Raw genomic sequence first — 15,058 nt, 5'->3', positions numbered from 1 at the left:
TCTGCCCTCAACCCTGTTGCTGCACGCGAGCCAGAATGGCGGTGAGCGGCTCGGCGCAAGAAAGCACAATCTCTGCGATTGCGCCGATGTCGTCGAGATCCACGACAGGGCAGCCCGCCTCGGGAAATGCGCTGTCGCAGGCGATCGCGACGATCATGGGGTCGCCCGGGTGCAGCGGCGGCTTGCCGTTGGCTGCGCGATGCACCTCGATCTTGAGATGCGGCTCGCGCTTGAACCCCTCGATGATCACCAGATCGACCGGGGATAGTCGCCGGAGCAGATCCGGCAGATGCGCTTCCGGCTCGCCGCGCAGTTCATGCATCAGCGCCCAGCGGCGCTCGGACGAGATCAGCACCTCATGCGCGCCCGCCTGACGGTGTTCGTAGGAATCCTTGCCGGGCTTATCGAGGTCAAAGCCATGGTGCGCGTGCTTGACCGTGGAGACCGAGACACCGCGGCGTGCAAGTTCCGGGATCAGGCGCGTCAGCAAGGTCGTCTTGCCGGCACCGCTCCACCCTGCCAGGCCGATCACACGCATCAAAGCTGAATCCCCCAAAACACGATCGGGCACAAAGGCACCCTGTTGTCATCTGGCACGCCCCCTCCCCGGTCAAGCCAAGTGGATGGGACCGCCACGGCTCATGCCCGCGATCATCGCGCCCCGTGCGATGCCGACAGGGCAGCAAGGCCTCTCGCGCTCCGCTGCGGCGAAGGGCCGGTGGTTGCTCCCGCGCAAGAAGCCATCATATGAAGCACTGCGTATTCGACAGGCTCGGCCCATGATCTCGATCCCCCTCAATCTGCGCGGCTTGAAATGCCCCTTGCCGACACTGCGCGTGCGCAAGGCGCTGAGGAGCGCCGACGCCGGAGCCTTGTTCGTCGTCGAGTGCACCGATCCCATGGCGGCGATCGACATTCCCAACCTGATGCGCGAGACGGGCGACGCAATCGAGCTCAGCCGTTCCGAGGGCGAACTTCTCGTCTTCCACATTCGCAAAGCTGCGGCCTGACGCCGCGCCAGCCGGAGTACGCCTTCGTGGCCCTGACCGAATCCGACATTCTGCGCGCGCTCGAGCTGGTGAAACTGCCCGCGAGCGGCCAATCGCTGCGCGCTTCCGGCCGTATCGCGGAAATCCTGATCGACGGCGGCAAGGTGATCTTTGCGATCGGCATCGATCCGACCGAGGCTGAAGCGATGGAACCCGTGCGAAGGGCCGCGGAAAGCGCGGTCGGCGGTATTCCGGGCGTCACCCAGGTTCTGGTCGGGCTCACGGCAGACAAGGCGCCGTCGCGACCGGCGCCCTCTGCCGCCGCGCAGGCACGCCAGCAGGCGCACGGCCAGCCAGGTCCCGGCGGGCCGATGCCAAAGGCCGCCGGCGTGCCCGGCGTGAAGCAGATCATCGCGGTGGCCAGCGGCAAGGGCGGCGTCGGCAAGTCGACGACCACGGCCAATCTCGCGGTCGCGCTCGCGATGCTCGGCCTCAAGGTCGGCGTACTCGACGCCGATATCTACGGTCCCTCCGTGCCCAAGATCTTCGGCATCACCGGTAAGCCGCGCCTGGTCTCCGGCCGGACGCTGGCACCGATGGAGGCCTATGGGCTGAAGATCATGTCGATCGGCTTCCTGATCGACGAGGAGACGCCGATGATCTGGCGTGGGCCGATGGTGATCTCGGCCATCACCCAGATGTTGCGCGAGGTCGCCTGGGGCGAACTCGACGTGCTGGTCGTCGACATGCCGCCCGGCACGGGTGACGCGCAGCTCACCATGGCGCAGCAGACACCGCTCGCGGGCGCAGTGATCGTCTCGACGCCTCAGGATCTGGCTCTGCTCGATGCCCGTCGCGGCGTCGCCATGTTCAAGCGCGTCGAGGTGCCGATCCTCGGTATCGTTGAGAACATGAGCTATTTCGTCTGCCCGGAATGCGGCCACCGCTCCGACATCTTCGCCCATGGCGGGGCGCGGCACGAGGCAGAGCGGCTGGGCGTGCCCTTCCTTGGCGAGATCCCGCTTGCCATGCCGATCCGCGAGACCTCGGACGCCGGCCGGCCGATCGTGGCAAGCGACCCAGAAAGCGCCCATGCCAAGGCCTATCTGGCCATTGCGAGGCAGGTTCAGGCGGGCCTGAGTGGCAAGACCCGGGCCGCGCCCCGCATCGTCATCGAATAGAGGCACCGCCCCCCGGCCCGAAATCAGAACTCGGCGGCGAGCGGACACTCGCCTCCGGCCTCATGCCGCGAGCGTGGAGGCGGCCAGACATCGCGAGCGCGTTGTTGACCCGGCCCCTGGGACCGCCCCGATAAGGGCAGCGGTCAGCCGGTAACGAGGTGATTCGTGAGCTCTTGCACTCCTTTCCTGAACCCGGCCGAGGCGGCCAGGCGGCTTGGTGTTTCCGCCAAGGCGTTGCGCATCTACGAGCAGCGCGGACTGGTCGCCCCGGTCCGCACCATGGCCGGGTGGCGCGCCTATGGCCCCGCCGAGATGGCTCGTGCCGCCGAGATTGCCGCATTGCGCGCGCTTGGGCTGAGCCTCGTCCAGGTGGCGCGCGTGCTTGGAGGCGATGCCCAGGAGCTGGAACCGGCCCTGGCGGCTCACCAGGCTTCGCTCGAGGAGCGTGCCCGTCAGCTCGCAGGAACGCTGGAGAAGGTCCGCAGCCTGCGGACTGACCTTGCCAGAGGTCAGGCACCCGCGGCCGGAGAACTGGTGCGCCTGCTGGAGCCCGCAATCGAACGCGGCGTCGCCTTCGATCTGCCCTGGCCCTGGGGCGGCGAACGGTTTGAGCTGCGCGAAATCCTGCCGCTGACCTACATTGTCGGCCCGCTCGGCAGCGGCAAGACGCGGCTGGCCCGGCGCCTGGCCGAGGTCTTGCCCGATGCGGCCTTCCTCGGGCTCGATCGGATCGCGGCTGACGGCGCAATCGGCCGGGCAGACATGGATTCCGATCCGGCATTGAAGTCTCGGGTCGCCAGGACCCTGGCCCGGCTCGTCGACGACGGCGCCCGGATGTCTGGTGCGCTGGCCGCCCTGGTCGCCGAACTGGAAGCGGAGGGTCCCGCGGTCCTGGTCGTCGACATGATCGAGGACGGGTTGGATCAGGCCACCCAGCAAGCCTTGATCGCCCATCTGCGCGGCCGCGGGCCGCATGGACGGCCGCTCTTCATGCTCACGCGCTCCTGCGCGATTCTGGATCTGGCAGCCGTTGGGTCCGACGAGGCGATCATCCTCTGCCCTGCCAATCACAGCCCACCGGTCCGTGTCTCCCCCTACCCCGGCACTCCCGGCTACGAGGCCGTCGCCACCTGCCTCGCCTCACCCCAGGTGCGGGCGCGGATCGCATGCCCACCCCGGCTGGCGTAATCAATCGGCCCTCCGCACCGGCGCCCAGCCGCCCCGGCCGGATACCGGGGCGGCTCCAGGCATTTGCCAATGTTCTTCTTTTGTTCTAGGTTGACCGAAAGGAGGTCGTTCCATGCCCGTTCAGCCCGCGCGCCATATCAGCATCTCGATCGGCAGGCCGATCGAGCAGGTCTACGGCTTTCTGGCAGAGCCCCGTAACTTCCCGAAATGGGCCGAAGGGCTGGGCCATAGTTTCAGGCATATCGAAGGCATGACCTGGGCTGCCGAGACCCCATTGGGCCTGATGCGCATCCTGTTCAGCGAACCCAATCCTTACGGTGTGCTCGACCATGCCGTGATCCCCGATCACGGGGAGCCGATGCACAACCCGATGCGCGCCCTCGCCAATGGCGATGGCAGCGAGGTGATCTTCACTCTCTACAAGCGGGCCGAGATGAGCGACGACGATTTCGCCCGCGATGCCGACTGGGTCACGAGCGATCTGAGGCGTCTCAAAGCGCTGCTGGAAGGCTGACGAGAGCGATTGGCCCGTGCTGACGCCATCGGGCGCAGAAACCTGAGATCCATGCCTCGGCGCGCCTGTTTGACGCTGTTCGATGGTTTCCAATGCACCTTCGCGCTTCCGTAGCGAAGCCGGCACGCGCCCTCAGAGCCGGGCTCTGCGGCAAGCTGGTACAGCGGGCGCCCCAACCCACCATCACGCATCGCTCAGCCGCGCGTGAAGCTGCTCGGCCTCGACCAGGTCATCAGGGCGATTGGCATTGAAGAACGGGTCGACCGGATCGACCGGCCACTCCGCCGCCGCAACACCATGGCGCGCCGTCCAGCGGCCGATCTTTCGCTCATCCTCGACCGTGAGTGCATGCCGCAAGTCGTCACGCAGCGCGACCGGCCACAGCCCGATCACCGGATGGTCCCAGCCGCCCGATGCAGCGCAGGCCAGCGGAACATTGCCCGCTGCGCGCGCCACATGGAGCCGTTGCACAAGATCACGCGGGATGAAGGGGGTGTCTGCCGCAACGCTGACCATCCAGGCATGTCCGGGGCGGTTCGCGGCCATCCAGTCGAGCCCGGCCAGGATGCCGGCCAGCGGCCCGGCGAAACCGGGCACGCTGTCGGCGACCACCGGCAGGCCGAATTCAGCGAAGCGCGACAGGTCGCCATTGGCATTGATCAGAAGTCCGTCGCATTGCGGCCCCAGGCGATCGACGACATGGGCGAGAATGCTGCGCCCGGCGATCAGCCGAAGCGGCTTGTCGCCACCGCCCATGCGGCGCGCGAGCCCGCCGGCGAGGAGGAGACCAAGCGTTGGAGGGATGGTCATGCCATGGCCCGCAAGCGTCGCATCTCGCGTTCGCGATCGGCGGCGCCGGGCCTCACGCCGGCACACCGAGCCGATCCGCAGCCCAGGTCTCCACCGCTCGGCCCTCAGGCGGCAATGGGGTCCAGTCATCGCCGGCAAACTCACGCCAGGCCGAAACGAAATCCTCGCGAACGGCGATCAGCACGGGCAGGCCCGATAGCGCCGCGGCCGCGATCTCCTGGCGCAGGCCCTGACCAAGCTGCTCCTGCCGCCCGAACTTGTTGACGATCACGAGATCGATGTTTCCCGTCAGAGCGGCCGCGACCGCTCCTCCCGCTGCCGCAAGGCCGGCGACGTCGAGCCGGCAACCCGACGCGCCCGCACCACGATCCTCGCTGATCGGAAAGCGCCGGCCATTCGCGAGGTCCTCCAGCGCCATGGCGTGACAGCCATCCCCGCAATCATCGCCGTTGTGCTGGACGACACCGCCGAGCTTCAACCCCTGCCGCTTCATCTGGCTGGCAAGGCCAACCATGAATGCATCGATCTGGAAACCGGAGGAATAGACGATTGCGGCAAGCGTGTTCATCGTCCCTCCATCCCACGAAATATCATCCGCAGCCAGAACCGTGACCGCAAGGTGCTATGATGGCGTCATGGCCCTGCGTCAGATGCCGGCTCACTGTTGCAGCGCACCTACAGTCGCGCGGGCCGCCACAAGCTAGGGTGCTGCGGGGCTGACGTCCGGCGTGTTCTCCGGTCAAAGCCGTTTGTTCGGTTGCCGTCCATGATCCGCCACACCGCCAATGCCCCGATTGACCCCGCCGCGGACGCAGCCTTGCTGCTGCGTCGCATCGGCTTCGCCACGCTTGCGCTGGCGCTACCGATAGCGTCGCTGGTGTCGCGTCGCGCGGCCGTCGTGCTCGCGCCGATCGGGGTTGCGTTGCTCATCATTTCCTCGCTGATCGAGGAGCGTGGCCAGTTCGGCAGGAATCTGAGGGATTCCCTGCTGAGCCGGCCAGGCATGATCCTGATGGGGCTCGTGGCCTGGGCCCTGCTCTCGCTGGTCTGGAGCCCCTACACGCTTTCGGCGACCGAGAAGGCCACCAATCTGGTTCTTGCCGTCGCGCTCGGCTTTTGCGGTGCCGCGGCGCTCCCGGAACGCATGCGCGCCTCGAACCTCAATCTCGTGCCGCTCGGCACCGGCATCGCCGCGCTGTTTGCTCTCGCGCTGCTGGTCGCCGGGAACATGAGCGCCGCTGGCGTCTCTCCGGGCGTCGAACGCGGCGTCAGCGTCGTGCTGATCATGTCGTGGCCCGCCTTCGCCTGGCTCCTCTCGCGTGCGCGCGGCTTGAGCGCACTGGGCCTCGCTCTCGCCGTCGGCCTGCTTGCCATGACCCGCTTCGAGGATGGCGAGGCGGTGGCGATGATCTGCGGCACGGTGGCCTTCGGAGCGATCAGCGCCAATCGGGTCGTCGCCGCTCGCGCCATCGCCATTATCGTTGCCGGGCTGATGTTGCTGGCGCCGCTCCTGCCCTTCCTGCTGATGCCGATCGCATCGCGCTTGCCCGACGATCTCGCCCTCACCCTCGGCATCTGGGCCGACATCGTCAGCCGCGAACCGGTTCAGCTGATCACCGGGCACGGCCTCGACACCGTGCTGCGCGGCCGCCTGACGGGTGGCCTGCCTCAAGACACGCCGACGACCATTCTGTTCGAGTTCTGGTTCGAGCTCGGCCTTGTCGGAGCCGCTTCGGCCGCGATCTGCCTGTACTTTGCGATCAAGGCCGCGGGCCAGATGGCGGGAGCGCTCGCCGCCGGCGTCACTGCTGCCTATGTCACGGCCTTCGCGCTTGCCGTTCTGGGCTTTGCCACCTTCCAGACCTGGTGGCTGATGACGCTCGCCTCCGTCGCCCTGATGTTCACGGCGATTGCCCGCGGGCAATACCGGACCGAGCGACCGCTCGCGCCATTGATGCCGCAGCCTGCAGCGAACAGCAGGCCAAAGGCCGGCGGGCCTGCTTCCTCCTGATCGCCCCCTGAGCGGCGCGGCTCAGGCCGCTGCCGCCCGGTCGCCGTTCACGGCATGGCAGGCGACACCGTCGATCACCGGCGGATTCTCGATCTTGCAGCGGTCGAACGCCAGCGGACAGCGCGGATGGAAGGTGCAGCCGGAGGGCGGGTTGATCGGGTTCGGGATTTCCCCCTTCACGCCCTCGCGCGCCTTGCCGACCATGGCGAGATCCGGAACCGCATCGAGCAGCATGCGGGTATAGGGATGGCGCGGGGCCGAGAAGAGCTGCTTGCCCTCCGAAACTTCCACAAGCCGGCCGAGATACATCACGCCGATGCGCGTCGCCATATGCCGGACCACGGCGAGGTTGTGCGAGATGAAGAGATAGGTCAGCCCGAATTTCTGCTGCAGATCGCGCATCAGGTTGAGGATTTGCGCCTGCACGGAGACATCAAGCGCCGATGTCGGCTCGTCGCAGACGATGAACTCGGCATTCGAGGCGAGCGCGCGTGCGATCGCGATGCGCTGGCGCTGCCCCCCGGAGAACTCGTGCGGGAACTTCTTGGCGTCATCGGGATGCAGGCCGACCAGCGTCAGCAATTCGCCGATGCGGGCATTGATGTCGCCTTCGCCCTCGATGATGTCGAAGGCGCGGATCGGCTCGGCGATGATCCGGCCGACACGCCAGCGCGGATTCAGGCTGGCATAGGGATCCTGGAAGATCATCTGGATGCGCCGACGCATCCGCTGACGCTCCTGCGCGACCGCAACGTCGTTCATCGAGATGCCGGCGATGCTGACAGTACCGCCCGAGGGTGGCAGCAGGCCGACCACCATGCGCGCGACGGTGGACTTGCCCGAGCCGGATTCACCGACGAGCGCGAAGGTCTCGCCCTTGCGGATATCGAAGGAAACCCCGTCGACGGCCTTCAGATACTGCTTCGGCGCGCGTTCGAGCATGCGGTTGAGCCAGGGCTTCGACACGTCGAAGACGCGCTTCAGGTCGCGGACCTGGACGAAGGCGGCGTTAGGCGGAGGGAGCTGGCTCACGCTGCGATCTCCGCATTGGGCTGGTCGTAGAGATGGCAGGCGACCTGCCGGTCGCCGACCCTGGTCAGCTCGGGCCGCTCGACATGGCAGCGGGCGAAGGCATGAGCGCAGCGCGGATTGAAGGCACATCCCCGCGGAATGGCCGAAAGCCGGGGCATCGCGCCGGGAATCTGCACGAGGCGGTCGGCATCACCCTCGATCGACGGGATCGCGCCCATCAGCCCCTTCGCATAGGGGTGGAGCGGGTCCTTGACTACATCGCGGACCGGGCCGATCTCGGCGATCCGGCCGGCATACATCACCGCGACCCGGTCGGCCGTTTCGGCGATGACGCCCATATCATGGGTCACCAGCATCACCGAAGTGCCGCGCTCACTGCAGAGGCGTTTGATCAGCGCGATGATCTGGGCCTGGACCGAGACGTCGAGCGCAGTCGTCGGCTCGTCGGCGATAATGAACTCGGGCTCGGCGCAGAGCGCGAGCGCGATCACGACACGCTGGCGCATGCCGCCGGAGAATTCGTGCGGATAGCCGTCGATCCGCCGCTCCGGCGCCGGGATGCCGACCTCGTCGAGCAGGGCGATGGCGCGCGCGCGGGCATCCGCTGCGCTCAGGCTCGTATGAGTCCGGATCGTCTCGATCAACTGCTCGCCGACCCGGTAGAGCGGGTTCAGGCTGGTCAGCGGATCCTGGAAGATCATGCCGATCCGCTTGCCGCGGATCCTGCGCATCGCCTCGGGCGGCAGATTGTCGACGCGTTCGCCCGACAGCACGACCTCGCCACCGGCGATGCGCCCCGGCGGATCGATCAGGCCGATGATCGCGGAACCGGTGACGGACTTGCCCGCGCCGGATTCGCCGACGACACCGAGCACTTCGCCGCGTGCGATATCGAAGGAGATCTTGTCGAGCGCGCGCAAGGTTCCGCGCCGCGTCACGAACTCGACGGTCAGGTCACGGACGGAAAGAACGGGGACGGTCATCGGGTCACCTCAGCCGCGGATTGAGCGCATCGCGCAGCCAATCGCCGAGCAGGTTCACCGCCAGCACCAGGATCGCCAGGGTCACGCCGGGAAAGGCGACGATCCACCAGTCGCCGGAGAACAGGTAGCGGTTGCCGATGCTGATCAGAGTGCCGAGCGAGGGCTGCGTCGGCGGCAGGCCGACACCCAGGAAGGAAAGCGTCGCCTCGGTGATGACGGCGAGCGCCAGATTGATCGTCAGGATGACGAGTACCGGGCCGATCACATTGGGCAGGACATGGCGCAGCATGATCAGCGGCGCCGGCAGCCCGACCAGACGCGCTGCCTGGACATAGTCCTTGTTGCGCTCGACCAGCGTCGAGCCCCGCACGGTGCGGGCATATTGCACCCAGAAGGACAGGCCGATCGAGATCACCAGAACATAGATCGCCGTGTCCTCGCGCGAGGCGCTCTTGAAKATGCCACGGACGACGCCATCGATCAGGAGCGCGATCAGGATCGCCGGGAAGGTGAGCTGGACATCGGCGATGCGCATGATCAGCGAATCGACACGTCCGCCGAGATAGCCCGCGAGCAGGCCGAGCGTGATGCCGATCGAGGCGGCGAGGATCACACCGAGGCCGCCAACCACCAGCGAGACGCGCAGGCCGTAGAGAATGGCCGAATAGAGATCGCGACCCTGGTCGTCGGTGCCGAAGATGAAGCGGGCCTCCCCGCCCTGCTGCCAGGCCGGCGGGATGTTGGCGTCGGCGAGGAAGACGGAGGCAGGGTCGAAGGGATTGGTCGGCGCGATCCAGGGCGAGAAGGCCGCGCCGATGAACAGCAGCAGCACGACGAAGGCAGCGACCATCGTCACCTTGGAGCGCAGGAAGCTGGCCAGAATGTCGCTGTCGAGGAAGCGTTCCCAGCGGGTCGGGATCTTCTCGGGCGAAGCGGGCGGCTGAGTGGTCATGCTCATGGTTTCAACTCTCCGCCAGCTCAGTGTGCGCCGATCGTCGCGCGCAGGCGCGGATCGACGGCGGCATAAAGCAGGTCGACGATCAGGTTGATGCTGACGAACAGGAAGGAGATCAGCATCAGATAGGCAGCCATGATCGGGATATCGACGTTCTGGACGGCCCGCAGGAAGAGCAGGCCCATACCCGGCCACTGGAACACCGTCTCGGTAATGATGGCGAAGGCGATGATCGAGCCGAGCTGCAGTCCGGCGATGGTGATGACCGGAACCAGCGTGTTCTTGAGCGCATGGCCGAAATTGACCGTCCGGGTGCGCAGCCCACGCGCCCGGGCGAACTTGATGTAATCGGCCCGCAGCACTTCGAGCATCTCGGCGCGGACGAGGCGCATGATCAGCGTCATCTGGAACAGGCCGAGCGTGATCGAGGGCAGGATCAGTGCCTTGAGGCCGGACACGGTCAGCAGGCCTGTCGTCCACCAGCTGCCGATCTTCACGACCTCGCCGCGCCCGAAGGAGGGCAGCAGGCCGAGCGTGACCGAGAACAGGTAGATCAGGAGGATGCCGATCAGGAAGGTCGGCAGACTGATACCGATCAGCGACACGGCCTGGAAGATCTTGGCGAGCCAGCTGTCACGCTTCAGCGCGGTGTAGACACCCATCGGGATGCCGACGAGGAGCGAGAACAGGGCCGACATGAAGGCGAGTTCGAGCGTCGCCGGCGCGCGGTCACCCAGCAGCGAAATCACCGGAAGCCGGAACTGGTAGGACACGCCGAATTCGAGCCGGGCGGCGTTGTAGATATAGCGGAAGAACTGGACGATGACGGGGTCGTCGAGGCCGAGCGAGCGCCGGATCTGCTCGACCTGCGCCTGTGGCGTGTCGAGGCTGACGAGCTGGTTCACCGGATCACCGACGAAACGGAACATCGCGAAGGCGATCAGCGCCACGCTCAGCATGACGAGAAGCGACTGAAACAGCCGACGCAGAATGAAAGCTAACATGGCCGCCTTGAATCCCCGGTTTGCCGAGGTCGGAAAAACGCGCGGCCATCCCAGGCCAGGGGACGCGGAGATCCGGAATCCAGCAGGAGCGCCATGCGCTGCAACGATCCTGGGTCCGGCGCGGCTGCACCAACTGTCCGGGATGACGATGAGGATGAAAGAAGGCGCGCGGATTGCTCCGCGCGCCTCTCACGTCACTCCTTGGTGGCGTAGTAGAGCAGGACCGAGTTGTCGGCGCGCTGGGTCAGCTTGACCTTCTTCGAGACACCCCAGGCGAGAGCCTGCTGATGCAGAGGGATATAGGCGAACTCGTCCACCGTGATCTTGAAGGCTTCCTTGATCATGGCGTCGCGCTTGGCCGTATCGGGCTCGACCAGGATCTTGTCGGTCAGCGCGTCGACCTTCTTGTTGCAGTAGCCGCCGAGATTCGACTCCCCGCGCGACGAGCCGGCGACATCGCGGCAACCCAGGATGTCGTTGAGCACGTTGTGGCTGTCGAAGGTCCCGGGGGTCCAGCCGAGCAGGTAGAACGAGGTCTTGTAGCCGCCCGACTTCAGCACCTTGGCGAAGTACTGGCCCTTCGGCTGGGCGTTCAGGTTCACCTTGATGCCGGCGCGAGCCAACATGCCGACCACGGCCTGGCAGATCTGGCCGTCATTGACATAGCGGTCGTTCGGGCAATCCATGCCGACTTCGAAGCCGTTGGGATAGCCGGCCTCGGCCAGGAGCTTCTTGGAGGCCTCGGTGTCGAACTTGGCCCGCGTGAAGCCGGCGTGCGGGAAGAGTTCCGGCGCGATCATCAGCGGCGACGGGGTCGACAGGCCGCGCATGACGCGGCTCTTGATCGTCTCGATGTCGATCGCCTGGTAGAAAGCCTGCCGAACCTTCGGGTCCTTGAAGGGGTTCTTGCCCTTGACGTTGGATTCGAGCAGTTCGTCGCGGGTCTGGTCCATGCCGAGGAAGATCGTGCGCAGTTCCGGCCCGGTCATGACCTGGACATTGCCGGCGCTGTTGACGCGCTGGATGTCCTGGATCGGAACCGGCTCGATCACGTCGACCTCGCCCGAGAGCAGGGCCGCGACCCGGGTCGCATCAGAAGCGATCGGCGTGAACACGATCTCCTTGAGATTGTGCTCGACCTTCTTGTTCCACCAGTTCTCGTTGACCTTGAAGACGGTCTTCACGCCGGGCTGATGGCTCTCGATCTTGAACGGTCCGGTGCCATTGGCATTGAGCGAGGCGTGGCTCGGCGTCGTCGCCGCTGCCGGTGTCGGAGCGACGGCGTTATTCGCCTCCGCCCACTTCTTCGACATGATGTACCAGGTGTCCCACTGGGCATTCAGAATCGGGTTCGGCGAACTCAGCGTCACGTCGATCGTGTAATCATCGACCTTGGTGAACTTGGCGTCGGTCGGAATGCGCGTGGTGAAGTTCGAGCCGGGGGCGCGAACGCGCTCGGCCGAGAAGATCACGTCATCGGCGGTGAAGTCCTCGCCATTGTGGAACTTCACGCCCTTGCGCAGGAAAAAGCGCCATTTCAGGCCATCATCTGAGACTTCCCACTTCTCGGCGAGGGCCGGCTCGATCTTGAGGTCCTTGCCGCGCGCCGTCAGGCCCTCATAGGGGTGGCCGAGATGGGCGTTGGTGGTGGTCTCGTTGACGGTATAGGGATCGAGCGACTTGAGCTCGCCTTGGTTGGCATAGCGCAGTGTCTGTGCCTGCGCGGCGCCGCACATCAGCGCCAGAGCCGCAACCGCGGCGAGGCAGTTCGTCTTGAATGACATAATTCGATCGCTCCCAATCTTTTTTGCTACCCACTCCTCCCGGGAGCGGCTCCCGCCCGGCGCCTCCCAAGCGCCCGGCGAAAGAAGATGGCAGATTAATGACGCTTCGTGAGCGGCGTCCAGTACGGCTAATGAGAAACACTCCAGATTGCATTTTCTTGCGCACCGAACCCAAGGCTCACACGCAACCTGCAAAAATCGACGCCAGGAACGGACGTTCATGGCGTCGGATATCTCTCAGCGTGCCAATTCGGCGATTACGCCACGGATGAACCGCGCCCCGGCATCGAGCTGGGCTACCGTAATGAACTCGTCGGGCTGGTGAGCCTGGGCGATATCGCCCGGGCCGCAGACCACCGTCGACCAGCCTGCCGCCTGGAACAGCCCGCCCTCGGTGCCATAGGCGACGACATGGCTGCCATTGTCGCCGGTCAGCCGGCGTGACAGGGCCTCCGCCTCGCCACGCTGCTCCGGTCCGAGCGCGGGCGTGAAGGAGGTGACCTCCATCTCGATGCCCGTCTCGGGCGCGATCGCCTTCATCCCGGCCTCGAGTTCAGCGATGCGGGCGCGGTAGCGCTCGACGTAATTCTGGTCGCGCTCGCCGGGAATGACGCGTACCTCATGAGTGAAACTGCAATGTTCGGCCGTGATGTTGACGGCCGTGCCGCCCTGGACCACGCCGACATGCAAAGTCGTGTAGGGCGGTTCGAAGCCGTTATCATTCGGGGTCCGGGTCTTGTTCTCAGCCATGACCTCGTCGTGCCAGGCGATCAGCTTGCCGGCGATCATGACGGCCGGCACGCCGATGTCGACGCGGCTCGAATGCACCGCATGGCCGCGCACCGTCGTCTTCATCCGCGTACCGCCCTTGTGGCCGGTGACGACCTGCATCATCGAGGGCTCGCCGACGATCACCGCCGACGGTGTGAGGCCAGCAGTGACCATGGCGTCAATCATGATCCGCGCGCCGAGACAGCCGACCTCCTCGTCATAGGAGAGCGCGATATGGATCGGGCGCTTCAACCCGGCCTCGATCATCTCCGGCACCAGCGCCAGCGCGGTCGCGTCGAAGCCCTTCATATCGCAGGCTCCGCGGCCGTAGAGCTTGCCGTCGCGCTCGGTCAGCGTCCAGGGATCGGAGGTCCAGTCCTGCCCCGCGACGGGAACGACGTCGGTGTGCCCGGAGAGTACGACGCCGCCGGCGACCGCCGGTCCGACCGTCGCATAGAGATTGGCCTTCTGGCCGTCGGGGCTCGGAACGATCGTGCTCTCGACACCGAGGCTGGCCAGGTAATCACGGCAGAAATGGATGAGCTCGAGATTGCTGCGCTGCGATTCCGTATTGAACGAAACCAGCTTCGCCAGCATTTCCTTGGGGGTGTATTTCACGGGGTAGGATCTCCAAAGGCAGACGGGAAGGCAGGTTTCAAGCCGACACGCTAGGCAGCCTGACAGCCAGGTCAATCGTCAGCTGTGGCTTGACCGGCCTGCGCCGGACGCGTTGATGTGCGCGCCGAGACGCCGGCGCCGCCGGGCCATGAGAGAAGTCCAGTCCCATGAATTTCGACGTCACGCTCGCCGATATCCAGGCTGCCGCCACCCGCATCTCCGGCAAGGTGCGGCGCACTCCGACCTTCCATAGCGCCGGCCTCTCGGCGCGGCTCGGCGTCGAGACCGTGGTGAAGGTGGAGAGCCTGCAGCTCGGCGGTTCGTTCAAGGTGCGCGGCTGCTTCAACAAGCTGATGGCGCTCAGCGAGGACGAGCTGAAGCGCGGCATCGTCACCGTTTCCGGCGGCAACCACGCGATCGCGGTTTCGATGGTGGCGAAATCGATGGGCGCCCGCGCGCTCGTGCTGATGGCGAAGAATGTCGCGCCCTTCAATGTCGAGCTCACCCGGCAGGCCGGCGGCGAGGTCGAACTTTGCGAGGACGCGATCGAGGCCTTTGCCAAGGCCGACGAGTACGCGGCGAAGGGCATGACCAATGTCCACTCCTATGACGATCCGGCGATCATCGCCGGGCATGGCTCGCTCGGCCTCGAACTGGCGAATGACGCCAGTGGGCGCCTCGACCATGTCTTCATCTCGATCGGCGGCGGCGGCTTCGTGGCCGGAGTCGGCACGGCTCTCAAGGGGCTCGACCCGGCGGTGCGCATTCATGGCGTCGAGACGGAGGGGGCAACGACGATGACCCAGGCGCTGGAGGCCGGCAAGCCGGTACCGATCCGGCCGACCTCGATCGCCCGCGCGCTCGGCGCCCCCTTCGCGACCGAACGCACCATGGCGGCAGCGCGCCAGTATCTGGAGGAGATCGTCACCGTGCCCGATGCCGAGGCCGTGCGCGAAATGGCCTGGGTGCTGCAGAACGGGAGGGTGCTGATMGAGCCGGCGGCAGGCTGCGTGGTTGCCGCAGCCGTGGCGCGCAAGGAGATGTTCAAGCCCGGGGAGCGCGTCGGCCTGATCCTCTGCGGCTCCAACGTCTCGCTCGACGATTTCGCGGCATGGCGCAAGGAGTACGGGGTGTAAGGCAACCTCGTTGCCGCCGGGTTTGATGCTTGACCTTACACGAGGGAGCCGACCGGTTAACGATGAGTTGACCTGCGCGATG

15 protein-coding genes are annotated in these 15,058 nt (G+C 66.0%); 6 read left to right on the top strand and 9 right to left on the bottom strand.

Translation table 11 applies throughout. From position 1 onward, the window contains the following. Positions 1-7: 7 nt before the first annotated feature. On the bottom strand, positions 8-538 hold the full coding sequence (gene mobB / locus AC1DGP_RS00930; RefSeq protein WP_441493552.1) for a molybdopterin-guanine dinucleotide biosynthesis protein B: 531 nt from the start codon (positions 536-538) through the stop codon (positions 8-10). Positions 539-779: 241 nt separating this feature from the next. Between mobB and AC1DGP_RS00925 the strand changes: the two genes are divergently transcribed. From AC1DGP_RS00925 to AC1DGP_RS00910, 4 genes are all read left to right on the top strand, one after another. Continuing rightward, positions 780-1,010: a sulfurtransferase TusA family protein gene (locus tag AC1DGP_RS00925; protein ID WP_441493551.1), complete on the top strand. Its 231-nt coding sequence runs from the start codon at positions 780-782 to the stop codon at positions 1,008-1,010. Between the two features lie 26 nt (positions 1,011-1,036). Further along, positions 1,037-2,170 carry an Mrp/NBP35 family ATP-binding protein gene (locus AC1DGP_RS00920; protein WP_441493550.1) on the top strand — a complete coding sequence of 378 codons (1,134 nt, stop codon included), beginning with the start codon at positions 1,037-1,039 and terminating at the stop codon, positions 2,168-2,170. 165 nt (positions 2,171-2,335) lie between these two features. Further along, positions 2,336-3,358: a MerR family transcriptional regulator gene (locus tag AC1DGP_RS00915; RefSeq protein ID WP_441506110.1), complete on the top strand. Its 1,023-nt coding sequence runs from the start codon at positions 2,336-2,338 to the stop codon at positions 3,356-3,358. A 112-nt stretch (positions 3,359-3,470) separates the two neighbouring features. Further along, complete coding sequence (locus AC1DGP_RS00910; RefSeq protein ID WP_441506109.1) at positions 3,471-3,872, top strand: SRPBCC family protein; 402 nt, start codon at positions 3,471-3,473, stop codon at positions 3,870-3,872. A 183-nt stretch (positions 3,873-4,055) separates the two neighbouring features. On the opposite strand, the gene mobA is transcribed toward AC1DGP_RS00910, so the two are convergent. Both mobA and AC1DGP_RS00900 read right to left on the bottom strand, forming a co-directional pair. Then, positions 4,056-4,682 carry a molybdenum cofactor guanylyltransferase MobA gene (gene mobA, locus AC1DGP_RS00905; RefSeq protein WP_441493547.1) on the bottom strand — a complete coding sequence of 209 codons (627 nt, stop codon included), beginning with the start codon at positions 4,680-4,682 and terminating at the stop codon, positions 4,056-4,058. Between the two features lie 52 nt (positions 4,683-4,734). Continuing rightward, the gene (locus AC1DGP_RS00900; protein WP_441506108.1) at positions 4,735-5,250 is read right to left on the bottom strand and encodes a DUF2478 domain-containing protein; all 516 of its coding nucleotides are present in this window, start codon (positions 5,248-5,250) and stop codon (positions 4,735-4,737) included. A 198-nt stretch (positions 5,251-5,448) separates the two neighbouring features. Here AC1DGP_RS00900 and AC1DGP_RS00895 point away from each other — a divergent pair, with 198 nt between their 5' ends. Continuing rightward, positions 5,449-6,693, top strand: a complete 1,245-nt coding sequence (locus AC1DGP_RS00895; RefSeq protein WP_476831630.1) for a peptide ABC transporter permease — start codon at positions 5,449-5,451, stop codon at positions 6,691-6,693. 21 nt (positions 6,694-6,714) lie between these two features. On the opposite strand, the gene AC1DGP_RS00890 is transcribed toward AC1DGP_RS00895, so the two are convergent. The 6 genes from AC1DGP_RS00890 to argE form a co-directional block, all read right to left on the bottom strand. Continuing rightward, positions 6,715-7,635, bottom strand: coding sequence for an ABC transporter ATP-binding protein (locus AC1DGP_RS00890; protein WP_441506139.1), 921 nt, complete (start codon positions 7,633-7,635; stop codon positions 6,715-6,717). A gap of 86 nt (positions 7,636-7,721) precedes the next feature. Beyond that, on the bottom strand, positions 7,722-8,708 hold the full coding sequence (locus AC1DGP_RS00885) for an ABC transporter ATP-binding protein (RefSeq protein ID WP_441493544.1): 987 nt from the start codon (positions 8,706-8,708) through the stop codon (positions 7,722-7,724). A 4-nt stretch (positions 8,709-8,712) separates the two neighbouring features. Then, positions 8,713-9,666, bottom strand: coding sequence for an ABC transporter permease (locus AC1DGP_RS00880; RefSeq protein ID WP_069877557.1), 954 nt, complete (start codon positions 9,664-9,666; stop codon positions 8,713-8,715). Between the two features lie 20 nt (positions 9,667-9,686). Beyond that, complete coding sequence (locus AC1DGP_RS00875) at positions 9,687-10,667, bottom strand: ABC transporter permease (protein WP_476831629.1); 981 nt, start codon at positions 10,665-10,667, stop codon at positions 9,687-9,689. A gap of 194 nt (positions 10,668-10,861) precedes the next feature. Next, positions 10,862-12,451, bottom strand: coding sequence for an ABC transporter substrate-binding protein (locus AC1DGP_RS00870; protein ID WP_441506105.1), 1,590 nt, complete (start codon positions 12,449-12,451; stop codon positions 10,862-10,864). 237 nt (positions 12,452-12,688) lie between these two features. Next, positions 12,689-13,840, bottom strand: coding sequence for an acetylornithine deacetylase (gene argE, locus AC1DGP_RS00865; protein ID WP_476831628.1), 1,152 nt, complete (start codon positions 13,838-13,840; stop codon positions 12,689-12,691). Between the two features lie 167 nt (positions 13,841-14,007). Here argE and AC1DGP_RS00860 point away from each other — a divergent pair, with 167 nt between their 5' ends. Beyond that, positions 14,008-14,976 carry a threonine ammonia-lyase gene (locus AC1DGP_RS00860; protein WP_441493540.1) on the top strand — a complete coding sequence of 323 codons (969 nt, stop codon included), beginning with the start codon at positions 14,008-14,010 and terminating at the stop codon, positions 14,974-14,976. Positions 14,977-15,058 lie beyond the last annotated feature (82 nt).

The organism is Allobosea sp. 05T433, from assembly GCF_056396065.1.
Note: the sequence above shows the minus strand (reverse complement) of the source record. Positions and strands in the feature narration are given on the sequence as shown.